Below are 15,097 nucleotides of genomic sequence, written 5' to 3' on the forward strand. Positions count from 1 at the left end.
GGTCCGTCTCGCGTTGTCGCTGGCAGCCGGGGGGATCATCGGTCTCGAGCGACAGTGGCAGCAGAAGCCCGCCGGCCTGCGCACGCACATGATGGTCGGTCTGGGCGCCGCGGCCTTCACGCTCATCGCCCTCGAGTTGCACGCGGCGATCGTCGAGGCCGGTTCCGACGTCAGTCGGGTCGACCCCCTTCGCTTCCTGCAGGGACTCGTGGGAGGGATCGGCTTCCTCGGTGCGGGCACCATCATCCGCGACCGGGACTCCGTCCACGGGCTCACCACGGCGGCGAGCATCTGGGTCGCGGGTGCGCTCGGCGCGGCGTGCGGAGGGGGCCACTACGTGATCGCGGGTGTCACGGCCGGCCTCGCCCTCCTGATCCTGCTCGTGCTCGGCGCGGTCGAGCACCGCATGGACGACACCTCCTCCGACCCCGATCAGGTACCGTGAACATGATCCAGCGAACGTGCAACGTGGTCCTGCTGACCCTGGTGGTCGCGAGCGTCGCCGTCGACGCGTCGGCCCAGTACTTCGGTCGCAACAAGGTCACCTGGGAGCAGTTCGATTTCGAGGTGATCCATACCGAGCACTTCGACATCTACCACTACCCCGAATCGGCCGCATCGGTGCACGACTTCGGCCGCATGGCCGAACGCTGGTACGCGCGGCACTCCGACCTGCTCGACCACGAGTTCGCCGAACGCAAGCCGATCGTCCTGTACGCCGACGACACCGACTTCCAGCAGACGAACGTGATCTCGGGCACGATCGGCCAGGGCACGGGCGGAGTGACCGAGAGCTTCAAGAATCGCATCGTGATGCCGCTGACCGCTTCGTACGCCGAGACCGATCACGTTCTCGGCCACGAACTGGTCCACGTCTTCCAGTACGACATGATCGAGCGGGCCACCGGCCGCCTGCAGGGTCTGCGCAACATTCCCCTGTGGTTCGTCGAGGGCATGTCGGAGTACCTGTCGATCGGACCCGTCGACGCACACACGGCGCTGTGGCTGCGCGACGCGGTGTTGCGTGACGAGCTTCCCGACCTCGACGACCTGGCGCGCGATCCGCGCTACTTCCCCTATCGATTCGGGCACGCGGTGTGGTCGTACGTGGCGTCGCGGGGCGGTGACGACGCCGTCCGCGCCTTCTTCGTGACCAGTCTGCGCGACGGCGTCGAGGTGGGGATCGAGAGCGTTCTCGGGGTGGATCCCGAGACCTTCGTCGAGAACTGGCACCGGTCGCTGCGGGAGGTCTACGGCGACACCGGCGCCCGGCGCTCGCTCGAGCCGCAGAACGCCCGCGAGGTCGTCGCGCGGATCCCCGACGAGCAGGAGATCAACGTGGGCCCCGAGCCGAGTCCCGACGGCCGGATGGTGGCCTTCTTCAGCGAGCGCGACCTGTTCAGCATCGAGCTCTTCCTGGCCGACGCCGAGACGGGCGAGATCGTTCGCAGCCTGACCGAGGTGACGTCGAATCCGCATCTGCGCGCGCTGCGCTTCATCGACTCGGCCGGGGCGTGGTCTCCCGACGGCGACCGTTTCGCCTTCGTGGTCTACCACGAGGGACGCAACGAGCTGTCGATCGTCGACGGAGAGAGCGGCGAGGAGCAACGGCGTCTGCGGATCGAGGGTGTCGACGCGATCGCGTCGCCCGACTGGTCTCCCGACGGCCGCCGCGTGGTCGTCAGCGGCCTGAGCGGAGGGGCCAGCGATCTGTACGTGATCGAGGTCGAATCCGGAGCGGTGCAGCAGCTGACCGATGATCGCTACGCAGCCCTGCAACCGACGTGGGCGCCCGGTGGCGACCGTGTCGCCTTCGTCACCGACCGCGGCGGGGAGACCGACATGGTGGACCTGGTGTTCGACGAGACCGGCATCGGTCTCCTGTGGGTCGACGATCCTTCCCGGGTCGAGGTCCACCGGCCGCTCGGACCCGACGCCGACCACACCGATCCCGCGCTCACCGACGACGGCCGGCTGCTGGTGCGCGGCATCCGCCACGGTTTCCAGGACCTCTACCTCGTCGACTTCGACACCGGCGTGGTCGAGCGCAAGACCCACCTCGCGACGGGCGTGCACGCGATCAGCCCGATGTCGCCGTCCATGGGCCTGGCACGCGGATCGGGAACGATCTTCTACGACGTGTTCGAGGCCGGGGGTTACTCGATCTGGGCGCAGGACCTCGGGGTCACGGTGTCGTCCGACGGCGAAGCATCGGACGTGGCGGTGATCCCCGACTGGCAGCGCACCGACGAGGGTCCCGTGGAACGCGGACTGCGCGACACCACCCGTGGGTTGCCGCCGGCCGACCGGGCCTTCGGCCACAGCGACTACCGACCGTCGCTCTCGCTCGACTGGATCGGATCGAGTGGCGCGGGCGTGGCGGTCGATCGGTTCGGCACCCGGCTGAGCGGGGGGGTCGCCGCACGGTTCAGCGACATGCTCGGGCGCCACCAGCTGAGCATGGCCGCCCAGATCGACGGAGGCATCGCGGACACGGGGGCGCAGGTCACCTACACGGACGTGGGCCGCCGCTGGAACTGGGGTGCGAGCGTGAGCCACATCCCCTACCGCACGTACGTCTACCGCCAGCGGACCGACACGGTCGACGGACCCGAGGGCGGGGAGCAGACCGTGGGCGTGCTCGAGCGCGAGCGTCTGCGCACGACCGTCGAGCGCGCCGAGGGATTCCTGAGCTATCCCTTCTCGAGGACGCGCCGGGTCGAACTCGGGGGCGGGGTCGCCTACTACCACTTCGACAGTCGGATCGAGCAACTGGTCCTCGACCAGCAGGGCCGGGTGCTCGGTCAGCGCAGTTTCGACGCCGACGATCCCGCCGGGCTGACCCTCGTGCAGCCCTCGGTGGCGCTGGTCGAGGACACATCGTTCTTCGGGTTCACCAGCCCGGTCATGGGCACGCGCCTGCGGCTGGAGTACGGGCCGACCTTCGGCTCGGTGCGCTTCCACACGGTGCTCGCCGATGCGCGGCACTACGAGCAGCCCTTCGAGCCGTCGACCGTTGCCGTGCGGTTGATGCACTACGGACGCTACGGCGACGACGCCGAGGACGATCGATTCAGCAGCCTGTACCTCGGCTACCCCACGCTGGTGCGGGGCTACGATGCCGGGGACTTCGGCTCGGAGGACTGCCCCGACGGCGAGTGCCCGGAGTTCGACCGGCTGGTCGGATCGCGGATCGGGGTGGTGAACGTCGAGTGGCGGCTGCAGCTGTTCGGCAGCGATCGCTACGGCGTGATCGACGGCGGGCCCCTGCCCACCGAGATCAGCCTGTTCTTCGACGGCGGAGTGGCGTGGACGAAGAGCGACACGCCGGTGATCGCCTGGGAGACCGACACCCGTGACCGCGTGCCCGTCTTCAGCGCCGGTGTCGCCGCGCGGGTCGCGCTCTTCGGCGCGCTGCCGCTGGAGTTCCACCTGGCCCACCCCTTCCAGCGCGACGACGTGGGCCTGGACTTCGGGTTCGTGATCGCACCGGGCTGGTAGGCGGTGGCGGGTCCGGGTCGGCCGGGGGACGCCCCCGCGTCGGCGGTTCGTCGGCGTCGGTGGATCGCCCGTGCCTGCGGTTCTTCCAGGCCGGCGGATCCGGAATCATTCTGCACCGACGCGCACGAGTTCACGGCTTGATTCGGCGCCGGGACACCGTATTCTCGATCTGATCGAATCAGAATGAATTCCCGTTGCGGCCCGGAGTCCCATGCGCCTCGACGACATCCGCCGGCTGGACCTGCTGGAGGGTCTCGGGTCCGATGGCGCGATCACCTTTGCCGGTCGGCGGGCGCTCTTGCTCGACGCCGACGCCCTGGGGCTGCTGCGTGCCCAGCTGGTCGAACTCCTGGGCGCGACCGCGGCCCGCGCCGTCCTGACCCGCTTCGGCCACGCCCACGGCTGGCAGACGGCCGAGGCCGTCCGCCACGCCATTCCCTGGGACGACCTGCGCGAGTGGAAGCGGGCCGGCGGGGTGCTGCACCGGCTGCAGGGCCTGGTCGACCACCGACCGACGAAACGCAGTGACCCCCGCAACCGCGCCGAGGCCCGTTGGCACCGCAGCTACGAGGCCCAACAGCACGAACGGCACTTCGGCACCGCGACCGAAGCGGTGTGCTGGACCCTGACCGCCTTCGTGAGCGGCTATCTGAGCCGTGCGCTCGAGCGCGACGTCTTCGCCGTGGAGACTCGCTGCCGCGGAGCGGGCCACGCGCACTGCCACGTGATCGCCCGCGCCCGCGAGGACTGGGGCACGCAGATCGAGGAGATCGAGCCGTGGTACGAAGCGGGCTCGTTGCAGGCCGCCCTCGGTGTGCTGCGCGAGCGGCTGGTCGCCGAGGAGAGCCGGTGGGCCGCGCGCCGTCGGGCGTGGGAGGCCGCCGACGACGACCAGGGCGACGCACTGATCGCACGCAGCGCGACGACGCAGCGGGCGCTCGACCGGGCGTTGCGGGTCGCGCCCCACGACGTCGCCGTTCTGCTCACGGGCGAGTCCGGAACGGGGAGGGAGTCGCTGGCCCGGCGGATCCACGCGCACGGTCCTCGCGCACAGGATCCGTTCCTGGTCGTCCGCTGTGGGTCGTGGCCGACCCCGCTGCTCGGGAGCGAACTCTTCGGCCACGCCGACGGCGCCCTCGACGGCGCGGGCCCCGCCCGACCGGGGCTGTTCGAGGCGGCAGCCGGCGGCACGCTGTTCCTCGACGAGGTCGACGCCCTGCCGTCGGCATTGCAGGTACGTCTGCTCGACGTCCTTCGCGACGGCGCGGTCCGGCGCGCGGGCGAGGACACGCCCCGCCCGGTGGACGTGCGGATCGTGGCGGCCAGCGACCGGGATCTCGACGCCCTCGCGGCCGAGGGCGCGTTCCGCGACGATCTCCTGCACGCACTGAAGGGAGTGGAGATCGCCCTGGCGCCGCTGCGCGAACGCCGGGCCGACGTGCTGCCGCTGGCGCGACACTTCCTCGACCGCAGCCGAGAACGTCTCGACCGGTCCGAGGTCCAGGGCTTCGACGCGGCGGTGCAGCGGGCGTTCGCGGAGTACGAATGGCCGGGCAACGTGCGCGAACTCGAGAGCGCGGTCGAGCACGCCGTGGCGATCGCCGCGGCGGACCTGATCACGGTCGACGACCTGCCGGACGGGATCGCGGCCGGGCGAACCGCGGCCGGCACGGGTCCGGACTCCAGCCCGGCTCCGCGTCCGGTGACCGAACAGGAGCCCACCGCAGACCCGGAGCCGACCCCCGACCCGGAGCCCGGCGGCCCGTCCGCAGGAAGCACGCCGGAAACCTCGGTGCTGGCGACACTGGCCGAAGTCGAGCGTGAACACATCCTGCGCGTCCTCGACGCCGTGGGCGGCAACCGCAGCGAGGCGGCGCGGCGGTTGGGCATCGGCACCGCAACCATCTACCGCCGACTCAGGCAGTACGATGTGCCTCCATGATTGTGCACACCGGGAGCGAGGGGCCGAAGGGCCTCTGTTCTCGCACTCCGTCGCCGACTTCGTCACCCCACGGTGACATTCGACGTCCCGGTTCCGGGACATCCGATGGCCGAGTGGCAGAGTGCACAATCTCCGAGCCACAACCATCGGGTTGCACTACCGTTCCGCGACCATGAGTGACTTCTCCGAACGCGTCCAACACCTCCCCCGCCTCGGCATCGGCGTGAGCACCGAATACGGCGCTGGCGACGCCCCCGGCGGACTCGACGTCGAGGCCCTCCGTCGCGAACACCCGCGCTGGGCGGAGTTCCTCGAGGTCGGCGTGGAGACCTCCAAGGGACTCGACCGTGACGCCCGGGCCTGGGCCGCGGCCGGTCGGCCGACCACCTACCACTTCCTCGACGTGAACCTCGACGACCCGCGCGACCTCGACGCGCGGTGGCTCGACGAGGTGTGCGCGATCGCCGCGGAGCTGCAGCCGGCCTGGATGTGCGGCGACGCCGGTCTGTGGCACTTCGGCCCGCGCGGTCGCGGGCAGATGCTCCTGCTGCCGCCGGTACTGAGCGACGACGCGGCGTCGGCCATGGCGGAGGGCATCGTCCGTCTGCGCGAGGAGACCGGCCACGAGGTCCTGCCCGAGAATCCGCCGGGCTCGGTGTACGTGGGTCCATTGCACCTGCTCGACTTCTTCGCCCGGGTGTGCGAACGGGCGGACACCGGCATGCTGCTCGACGTGGCCCACCTGGCGATCTACCAGCGCACGGCCGGGCACGACGCCTTCACCGGCGTCGATGCCTTCCCTCTCGAGCGCGTGGTCGAGATGCACGTGGCCGGTGGGGTGCAGCGCACGCACGAGGGCTACGATTTCGTCGAGGACTCGCACACGACCGACGTCCTGCTCGAGACCTGGCACTTGCTCGAACACCTCGCTCCGCGGACGCCCAACCTGAAGGCCGTGGTCTTCGAGTGCGAGCGCAACCCGCTCGAGGCGGTGGTCGACGGCTTCGCGCGGATCGAGCGCACGCTCGGCGACTCCACGCTGGCGGTGCGACCATGAGCCACATCGCCCTGCAGCACGTGATCGTGCGCATGCTGTACGACCCGGCGTTCGTGCAGCGCGTGTACGCCGATCCGCACGTGGCCACCGCCGATTGCGACGTCTGCGACGACGAGCGTGCGTGGCTCGTGCGCGCGGACCGCCGCGCGTGGTCGGTCGACCCCTACCGGCGGGCGCGTTCGTTGACCGGACTGCTCGAGGAGTATCCGGTGACCTGCGCACGCCTGGTCCGTGCGCTCGGATCCGACGCAGCCGGTGCCCGGCTCGACTCCTACTTCTCGAGCGAGCGTTTCCACCGCGACGTGCAGGACGGCGCGACGCTGGCCGAGAGCTTCGGCGACTGGCTCGCGTCGGACGAGGCCACCGTCGGCACGGACGCGGCGACGGTCCTGGCCGAGCATCCGATCGAACGCGGAATCGTCGGCGCGCGGCGGGGCTTCGAGCGCCGCGGGCCAGAAGCGGCGGGCGAGGGCGCATGGGTGCTCGCGCCCGGCGTCGAGATCGTCTTCGCCGTCGAGGGCGCGGTGGTGTCGTTCGCGAACGTGCTCGGCACTCTGCGGGGACACCCGTCGGGGCTCCCCGAAGCCGTGCTCGACGAGGGGCTGACGTTGCCCGATCCGGCCCGCAGCGACGCCCGCGATGGCGTGCTCGTGCTCGGCCACACCGGCGACGTCGGCCTCGAAGCGGTGTCACCGGAGCTGGCCACGGTCCTCGATGGATGCCGCATGCCGGTCGACTTCGATGCGCTGTGTCGCCACGCGGGCGCGGTGGGGGCGACGCCCGACGACGTGCGGGGGATCGTCGACAGTTTCGCCGGCGACGGCGTGCTGCACGCGGTCGGCGCGGACGCCTAGCGCCGGCCCCCGAGTCCCACCGGCATCCACCGGAACGTGAAGCCGAGCGTGACGTCACCGTCACGATGCAGGATCCCGAACAACCCGGGACGCACGTCGCCGATGCCCACCACGCCGGGGTACACGTTCGTCCGCAGGCGGTAGGCCTTGTCGTTCGCCCAGTCGAGAGAGGCCAGCAGCGAGCCGTCGCGGTCCCACCAGATTCCCGCCGTGCGCGCGAGGTCGACGGTGCGGAAGTTCCCGTCGCTCGGGATGAGGTTCTTGGCCACGAGCCCCGCACCGACGCTCAGCTCGTCGCCGTTCGGCAGGCGGTACGACACGCCGAGCTCGGCGTGCGTGCCGAAGTGGTAGAACAGCCGCCACGTGTCCGACCACGGCAGGTCGAGCTTCATCGAGAAGTTCTGACCGTTGTTCACCCATCGTTCCTGGCCCGCGTCGTAGGAGATCTGGAACGACCAGTCCTGCATGTGCAGTCGGTGGGCGAAGAACCCGGCCACGCCGTCGTGGCTGAACAGGAGGATGCCGGCGGGGTTGAAGATCCACATGTCGGCCACCGGATCGGCGCTCCAGTGGTCGACGTCGCGCGCCTCGACGATCTCGTTCAGCAGGTGGTAGGCGAGGACGGTTCCACCCGACCACAGCTTCGGGTGCTGGTAGCCGTAGTAGTGGAACCAGTCGACCATCATGCGGTAGCTCATGCCGCCGCCGATGAGGTGGTTCATGTAGTTCGGCCAGTACTGCCCGCCGTCGTTGTCGATGCTCACGGGCAGGAGTTCCCGCTTCACGAACTCCCAGTAACCGTGTTCCTGGATCGCACCGAAGGGGTCGAACAGGCTGCGGCCGACGACTTCGACGCCGTTCTCGTAGTCGATGTCCCACGGACTGGCGTCCTGGTTGTCGAGCTGCAGGATCCCGTAGCCGCCGTGCAGGATCATGCGCAGCGGGTGGATCAGGGATTCGCTGCCGTAGGTGCGCCCCTCGTAGAAGAGGTAGTCGTGGCCGGAGGCGGCGGGAGTGGACGCCGGGAGGCCGCAGCAGGAGATCAGCGTGCAGAGCAGGAGTGTGCGTAGGATCCGCATGGACGAAGGGCGCGAGGACGGTTCGGTCGAGCGTCGACGATCCACGATAGGGAGGATGCCGGGCCGCGACCATGTCGAGAACGAGACCTGTCCCGGGTGGCGCCCCGGGTCGTTTCGTCGAGCGGTCGGATCACGGTTTCGGAGTCCGGTCGACCTCGGTCCGTACGCCGACATGGGATATCCTCACCCTCCCGACGGTTCAGGGCTCCCATCGTGCCGCCGGACTTCCGTGGCGGCCGAACGAACGACCGTCACCGCGGAGCGGACGGACTCGACGCAGGGAGCCCACCATGCACGGACCCGACGATTCACAGTATTCGATCGCCGAATTGGAACAGGCGCTCACCGGGATCGACCGGCGAGTGGACCCGGACCGCGTCCGCCGGATCGAAAGGGAACTGGCGAGGCGTGGCGCGCCTCCGAGGGCGAGGGCCGAGCGGCCGCCGGTAGCGCGAGGCGAGGTGTGGACCGAGCGCCCGGCCTTCACCGGAAACGGCCGTGAGTACTTCGGGATCTGGATCGTGAACCTCCTGCTCACGGTCGTCACGCTGGGCTTCTTCCTGCCGTGGGCGCACGTGCGTTCGCGCAAGTACCTGTATCGCCACACGCACCTCGGCGGCCATTCCTTCGACTACGTCGCCGAACCGCGTCGTCTGCTCGCCGGCTACCTGATCGTCGCGGCTCTCGTCGGCCTGTACTTCGCGTTCTCCTACCTGCACCCGCTGCTCGCCTTCGTGGTCTTCGCGGGCTTCGGCCTGTCGATCCCGTGGCTGTTGTACAAGTCGATCCGCTTCTTCCTGGCGAATTCGGCGTACCGCAACCTGCGCTTCCGGTTCGAGGGCACCACTGGCGACTCGTACATCTACTACATGGTGCTGCCGCCATTGATCAGCCTGAGCCTCGGGCTCGCGGCTCCCTGGTACGAGAAGGTGCGGCGGGAGTACTTCTACGACAACGTGCGCTACGGGAGCCTGCGGTCGTCCGCGATGCTCGACACCCGCTTCTTCTACATCGTTCTCTTCGGTGGGGCGCTCCTCGTCGGCCTCCTCTCGTTGCTCGTGGCGATGGCGTTGACCCCTGTTTCGGTCGCGTTGGGTGGGCAGGGAGGTGGACCGGGTGGGGAGGTCCAGTCGATGTGGGCGTTCCTGCCGACCGTCCCCGTCTATCTGCTCGTGTTCTGCTTCGGGATCTTCGCGGCGATCAAGCTCACCGACCATTGCTGGAACGGGACCCGGTTCGAGGCCGGCGACGGCGATCGCGCCGTGCAGGTGACTCTCCGGTCGCGCATCAGCGGCGCGCGGTACGTCTGGATCGTGCTGCAGAACGTCGTGCTGATGGTGCTGACGCTCGGCATGTTCACGCCCTTCGCGATCGTCCGGCTGTATCGCTACCGCGTGAGTCGGGTGGAGGTCTCGGGGCATGGATCGCTCGACGACGTGATCGCGGTGGCGGAGGACGACCCGGATGCGGTGGGGGAGAGTGCGTCCGAGGTCTTCGATCTGGACTTCGGCTTCTAGTGTTCTGTGGCTCGGAGATTGTGCACGGCCCGGGTGGCAGCCTGCTGTCACCGACCCGGTACAGGAAGTGTGACCGTGCAATGACACGTCGAGGTTGGTGAGGGTGGACGAGGCCGACCGAGGAGGCTCGCGCACGCGATGCACAATCTTCGAGGCAGAACCTGGGGGACGCGATTCTACGATGGGCGGTCGGGACGGGTGGTCACCGCGCGCCTCCACCTCCCCGCCCACACCCCCGACCTCGAACTCGTCGCGGACGCGGACGCATCCGTGCGCACGATCCCCCGTGGCGCCCTCCGGCTGGAGGCGGCGCTGGGTTCGGCGGCGCGGGTCGCGCGCCTCGACGACGGAGGTCGTCTGGAGTTCGAGCCGGGGGCCGATCTCGGGCCGCTCGAGGAGGCCATCGGACCGGGCGAGCGACCCTGGTTGACACGCTGGGAGCGAAGTCTTCCGCTCGCCGTCGGTAGCGCGCTCGCGCTCCTGCTGGTGGTCTTCCTGGGCTTCCGGTTCGGGGTGCCGATGGCGGCGGAGGGCGTGGCCGGGCGTCTGAACGACGACATCCGTGGGGCGCTCGGGCGGCAGACGCTGCGAACCCTCGACCGTGTCGCGTTCGAGCCGTCGCGGATGCCGTCCGCCGAGCGCGCTCGGATCCGTCGTGCCTTCGGCGACGTCGTCGCGCGCCTGGGCGACGACGCTCCGGAATCCTCGCTCGTTTTCCGGAAGTCGAGGATCGGGCCGAACGCGATGGCGCTGCCCGGCGACACGATCGTCCTCACCGACGAGCTCGTGGATCTCTACGACGGCGACGATCCCGTCCTGGCGGTGCTGTTGCACGAACTCGGACACGTCCGGCACCGTCATGCGCTGCGGGCGGCGCTGCATCGGGCATCGCTCACGGCGCTGGTGACCTTCGTCCTCGGCGACGTCGTGGACGTCCTGTCATTGGCGGGGGCGCTGCCGACCATGCTGGTCGAAACGGGGTATTCGCGTGCCTTCGAACGTGAGGCCGACACCTACGCGCTGCAGGGCTGTGCGGTCTCGGGGCTGGGGGCGGAGGCGCTCGTCACGGCATTCGAGGGGTTGCTCGCGGAGACCGGATCCCGGGACCGGGGCTGGCTGTCGACGCACCCGGGGCTCGGCGAGCGGGTGGAGCGGGCGCGGACCTTCCTCGGGACATCGAGCGCCGATCCGACCGCTCCCTGAGTCCGGCGTTCCGTGCTTCGCCCTCGACGGGAACGCCACGCTTCGTCCATCGTATCCTTTCGGAAATCCCGTTTCCCCGTTCCGGAGCCCGCCCATGCTGCGCACCCTGATCCTCGTCTTCGCCCTCGCCACGCCGGCGGTGGGCAGCGACGCTCCCTCGACCACCCCGGCCGAGGCCACGCGGACCGAGGTCGGCCAGACGGCGCCGTCCTTCGCGCTGACGACGGTCGACGGCAGGGTGTTCGACCTGGAGGAACAGCGCGGCAAGGTCGTGCTGCTGAACTTCTGGGCCACGTGGTGCCCGCCGTGCATCGCCGAGATGCCGGCCTTGCGCGACCGCGTGTACGAACGCTTCGCCGGCGACGACTTCGCCATGCTCTGCATCGCCCGCGAGGAGGACGACGCGAAGATCGTCCCCTTCGCCGAGAAGCACGAGGTGACGGCCCTGCCGATGGCCGGCGACGTCGACCGCAGCGTCTACGCGCTGTACGCCGAGCACACGATCCCGCGCAACGTGGTGATCGACCGCGACGGGCGGATCGTCTTCCAGTCCTTCGGATTCGAGGAAGACGAGTTCGCGGAGATGATCGAGGTGATCGAGGAGCAGATCGCGATCCAGGCGGTGGGCACACCGCTGCGCGTAGAGCGCGACGGCGACTAGCCCAGGCCCAGTGCCCGGCCACCCTGGTAGACCGCGAAGCTCGCCACCCAGGCCAACAGGGTCATGTAGGTGAAGAGGAAGGCCGGCCAGCGCCAGGCCTTGGTCTCGCGGTAGACGGCGGCCAGCGTGCTCATGCACTGACAGCTCAGGGCGATGAAGACCATCAACGACAGGCCGACCAGCGGGGTGTAGACGGGAGAGCCGTCGGCGTAGGTCTCGTTGCGGATGTGTTCGCGCAGGGTGGCCGATTCCTCGTCGACCGCGTCGCCCACGCCGTAGACCACGCCCATGGTCGAGATGAAGACCTCGCGGGCGGCAAAGGCGCCGATGAGGCCCACGCCGATCTTCCAGTCGTAGCCCAGGGGCTCGATCACGGGCTCGATCGCGTGGCCGAGGCGTGCGCCGTAGCTCTGCAGGAAGATGTCGTTGGCTTCCTGGGCCTCGAGCTCGCCCAGGGCCTCTTCCTGGGCGGCCGGATTCTCGATGGCGGCCACGGTCTCGGTGCGCAGGGCGTCGTAGTCGGTCTCGAGCGCGGGGTTCTGCGGGAAGCTCAGGAGCACCCACAGGATGATCGTGCAGATCAGGATCACGCGGCCGGCCTCGCTCAGGAACAGCGACGCCCGTTGCCACATCATGCGCAGGACGCTGGCCCAGTGCGGGACGCGGTAGGGTGGCAGTTCGAGCAGCAACGGCACCTGCGGTCCCTTGAACACGAACTTGCCCATCACGCCGGCGGCGATCAGCGCGATGATGGTGCTGAACACGTACATCGCGACCATCAGCATGCCCTGCACGGGCAGGAATCCCAGGACGGTGGTCGGCGGGAAGAGCGCGGCGATCAGCAGGGTGTAGACGGGCAGGCGTGCCGAGCAGGTCATGAGCGGGATCGCCATCATCGTGATCATGCGATGCCGCCGACTCTCCATGGTCCGCGTGGCCATCACGGCGGGTACCGCGCACGCGAAGCCGCTGAGCATGGGCACGAAGGCGCGACCGTGCAGGCCGAGCTTGTTCATGACGCGGTCCATCAGGTAAGCGACCCGGGCCATGTACCCGGTGTCCTCCATCAGTCCGATGAGGAAGAACAGCAGCAGGATCTGCGGAAGGAAGACCACCACGCTGCCGACACCGGCGATCACGCCCTCGACGAGGAAGTCGCGCGCCAGCGACGGGGGCATGACGTTCTCGATCCCGTTGGCAATGGCGCCGAAGGCGGTCTCGACGAGACCGATCGCGGGATCGGCCCAACTGAAGAGCGACTGGAAGAGCACGCCCATCGCCAGCAGGAAGATGGCGAAACCGAAGATCGGGTGCAGCAGGGCCGTGTCGAGCCGCTCGGTGCGCGAGCGCGCGGGCGGAGCGGTCGAGATGACGGCCGAGGCCGCGTGTTCGTCGATCCACTGGTAACGCCCGCGGATCACCTGGGACTCGATCTCGCGACCGTCGGCGTCGGCGCGTGCCCGGCGCTCGGCGACGATCGCGCGCAGCTCGGCGGGGATCGACTGCAGTTCGTCCTCGTCGTCGAGCGAAAGCAGTGCCCACAGGCCGAAGGCCCAGCGCTTGTCTTGGTTGCCGCCGGCCCAGTTCTCGGGTACGAGCCGGGCGACCTGGTCGATGTCCTCGAGTAGCGCGGGGTGTTCGGGCCGCCAGCGCCAGCCCGGGCGTCCCTGCGACGGGTCGGTCAGCACGCGGTCCATGGCGGCGCGCAGTTCGTCAACGCCTTCGCCGCGGTGGCAGACCATGCGCACCACGGGCACGCCGAGCGCACGCTCCAGCGCTTCGGCGTCGAGACGCTGGCCACGGCGCGACAACATGTCGGTCATCGTGAGCGCCACGACGGTCGGGACGCCGAGTTCGAGCACCTGCAGCACCAGGTACAGATTGCGCGAGAGCTGGGTGGAGTCGACGGCCATCACCAGCAGGTCGGGCGTCTGGTTGCCCTCGAGGCCGGCGATCGCCTGGATCGCGATCTGCTCCTCGGCGCTGCGTCCCGAGAGGCTGTAGGTGCCCGGGACGTCGAGCACCTCGACGTGACCGGCGCCGGTCAGGCGCGTGTGGCCGACGTGACGCTCGACCGTCACGCCGGGGTAGTTGGTGACCTTGAGATCCTGCCCCGTCAGGCGATTGAACAGGGAGGTCTTGCCGACGTTGGGGTTGCCGGCGATGGCCACCAGGGGAGTGCCGGTGGCCGTGCGCGTGTCGGTCATGTCAGCTCTGGAGCAGGAGAGCGCTGGCTTCGGACTTCCGGAGAGTCAGGTGGCAGCCCCGGACCTCGATCTCGACGAGGCCCTCGATGTTGGCGCGGCGCACCACCCGGATCGGCGTTCCCGGCAGGAGCCCCATCTCCATGAGACGGCGGCGGAAGGAGCGCTCGCCCCCGATTTCCGCGAGGCGACCGTGCGTGCCCGTGCTGGCGTCGACGAGGCTGGTCATGCCGAGAACCCTTCCGTTGAAAATCAATTTCAATGCTAGGGCTTCGGGGCGTGGAACGCCACTGCCACTTTGTGATCCTGATGTGTCATCCGTGCACCCGGGCTGGGTTCGGGCCCGGCGGGGGTCTACACTGCCGCCCATGACGGAGCCGAAGCGCATCGGGCCCGTGCGGAGGCTGCTGGAACCGGGACACGCGCCCGCCGGGATCGGATCCCGGCGCCGGCTCGTGGCCGATCCGGCGCGGGCCTGGGCCGGGCGGATCGCGCTGGATCGCGCGCGGGTCCGCGATCGCCCTGACGACGCCGATGCGTGGTGGCGGCTGGGGCTCGGGCTGCACGTGCTGGGGCGTCACGACGAGGCCAGCGCCGTCTTCCTGCGGGCGTTGCGGCGGGATCTGGACGGGGCGCGATGGAGTCAGGTGCTCGTCCTGACCGACGCGGCGGTGGGCCTCGACCGCGTGCTCGAGTTCGTGCACGCCGCCCGCGGCCTCGAGCGCGTGGAACTGCTGTGGATCTGCACCACGCCCGTTCTGTTCGACGCGGCGCGGGAGTGCCTGGTCGATCTCGACGGCCGCGTCTACCGGATCGACCCGGATTATGCGGAACCGCTTCTGCGCGACGCGCGCATGCCCCGCGTGCGGGCGGCGGCCTGCGTGGCGGCGGGGCCGCTCGCGTCGTTGCCGCGGCGCGTCGAACGGCTCCGCATTCCGGCAGCGCCCGTCGAGGACCGGCCCGACGACGCCGACGGCTTCGACCGGCTGCTCGCGGTGTCACGGGAGTCGGCCCGCCGGTGGGCGACGGCCGACGGTGCGTCCGTGCAGCCCGTGGTGTGGCCGGATCCGCAGCTGCCC

General features: G+C 69.7%; 12 protein-coding genes. 9 read left to right on the plus strand and 3 right to left on the minus strand.

Going from position 1 to position 15,097, the window contains the following annotated elements; genetic code table 11:
- From VKA86_11990 to VKA86_12010, 5 genes are all read left to right on the plus strand, one after another.
- A partial coding sequence (locus VKA86_11990) for an MgtC/SapB family protein (protein ID HKK71933.1) occupies nt 1-445 on the plus strand: 445 nt, incomplete at its 5' end.
- Between the two features lie 2 nt (nt 446-447).
- Entirely contained in the window at nt 448-3,501 is a 3,054-nt protein-coding gene (locus VKA86_11995) for a BamA/TamA family outer membrane protein (GenBank protein ID HKK71934.1), read from the plus strand.
- Nucleotides 3,502-3,712: 211 nt separating this feature from the next.
- Nucleotides 3,713-5,443, plus strand: a complete 1,731-nt coding sequence (locus VKA86_12000) for a sigma 54-interacting transcriptional regulator (protein ID HKK71935.1) — start codon at nt 3,713-3,715, stop codon at nt 5,441-5,443.
- Nucleotides 5,444-5,564: 121 nt separating this feature from the next.
- Nucleotides 5,565-6,500, plus strand: a complete 936-nt coding sequence (locus VKA86_12005; GenBank protein HKK71936.1) for a DUF692 family protein — start codon at nt 5,565-5,567, stop codon at nt 6,498-6,500.
- Nucleotides 6,497-7,354 (plus strand): hypothetical protein, encoded by an 858-nt coding sequence (locus VKA86_12010; GenBank protein HKK71937.1) that lies wholly within the window; start codon nt 6,497-6,499, stop codon nt 7,352-7,354. Before VKA86_12005 ends, VKA86_12010 begins: the two co-directional genes overlap by 4 nt.
- Here the strand turns inward: VKA86_12010 and VKA86_12015 are convergent.
- Nucleotides 7,351-8,433 (minus strand): hypothetical protein, encoded by a 1,083-nt coding sequence (locus VKA86_12015; protein ID HKK71938.1) that lies wholly within the window; start codon nt 8,431-8,433, stop codon nt 7,351-7,353. The two genes, VKA86_12010 and VKA86_12015, sit on opposite strands and share 4 nt — an antisense overlap.
- Before the next feature lie 461 nt (nt 8,434-8,894).
- Between VKA86_12015 and VKA86_12020 the strand changes: the two genes are divergently transcribed.
- The 3 genes from VKA86_12020 to VKA86_12030 all read left to right on the plus strand — a co-directional run bounded on the left by VKA86_12020 (nt 8,895) and on the right by VKA86_12030 (nt 11,814).
- Complete coding sequence (locus VKA86_12020; GenBank protein HKK71939.1) at nt 8,895-9,950, plus strand: YjgN family protein; 1,056 nt, start codon at nt 8,895-8,897, stop codon at nt 9,948-9,950.
- A 270-nt stretch (nt 9,951-10,220) separates the two neighbouring features.
- Nucleotides 10,221-11,153, plus strand: a complete 933-nt coding sequence (locus VKA86_12025; GenBank protein ID HKK71940.1) for a M48 family metallopeptidase — start codon at nt 10,221-10,223, stop codon at nt 11,151-11,153.
- 94 nt (nt 11,154-11,247) lie between these two features.
- Nucleotides 11,248-11,814: a TlpA disulfide reductase family protein gene (locus VKA86_12030; GenBank protein ID HKK71941.1), complete on the plus strand. Its 567-nt coding sequence runs from the start codon at nt 11,248-11,250 to the stop codon at nt 11,812-11,814.
- Here VKA86_12030 and feoB read toward each other — a convergent pair.
- Both feoB and VKA86_12040 read right to left on the minus strand, forming a co-directional pair.
- On the minus strand, nt 11,811-14,021 hold the full coding sequence (gene feoB, locus VKA86_12035; protein HKK71942.1) for a ferrous iron transport protein B: 2,211 nt from the start codon (nt 14,019-14,021) through the stop codon (nt 11,811-11,813). The genes VKA86_12030 and feoB overlap by 4 nt on opposite strands.
- 1 nt (nt 14,022) lies before the next feature.
- A complete protein-coding gene (locus VKA86_12040) occupies nt 14,023-14,247 on the minus strand; it encodes a FeoA family protein (GenBank protein HKK71943.1) in 225 nt (74 codons plus the stop codon).
- 166 nt (nt 14,248-14,413) lie between these two features.
- Between VKA86_12040 and VKA86_12045 the strand changes: the two genes are divergently transcribed.
- Nucleotides 14,414-15,097, plus strand: a 684-nt coding sequence (locus VKA86_12045) for a hypothetical protein (GenBank protein HKK71944.1), incomplete at its 3' end; no start/stop codon positions are given.

The sequence above is a fragment of the Candidatus Krumholzibacteriia bacterium genome, assembly GCA_035268685.1.
In the GTDB taxonomy this organism is placed as follows: domain Bacteria; phylum Krumholzibacteriota; class Krumholzibacteriia; order JAJRXK01; family JAJRXK01; genus JAJRXK01.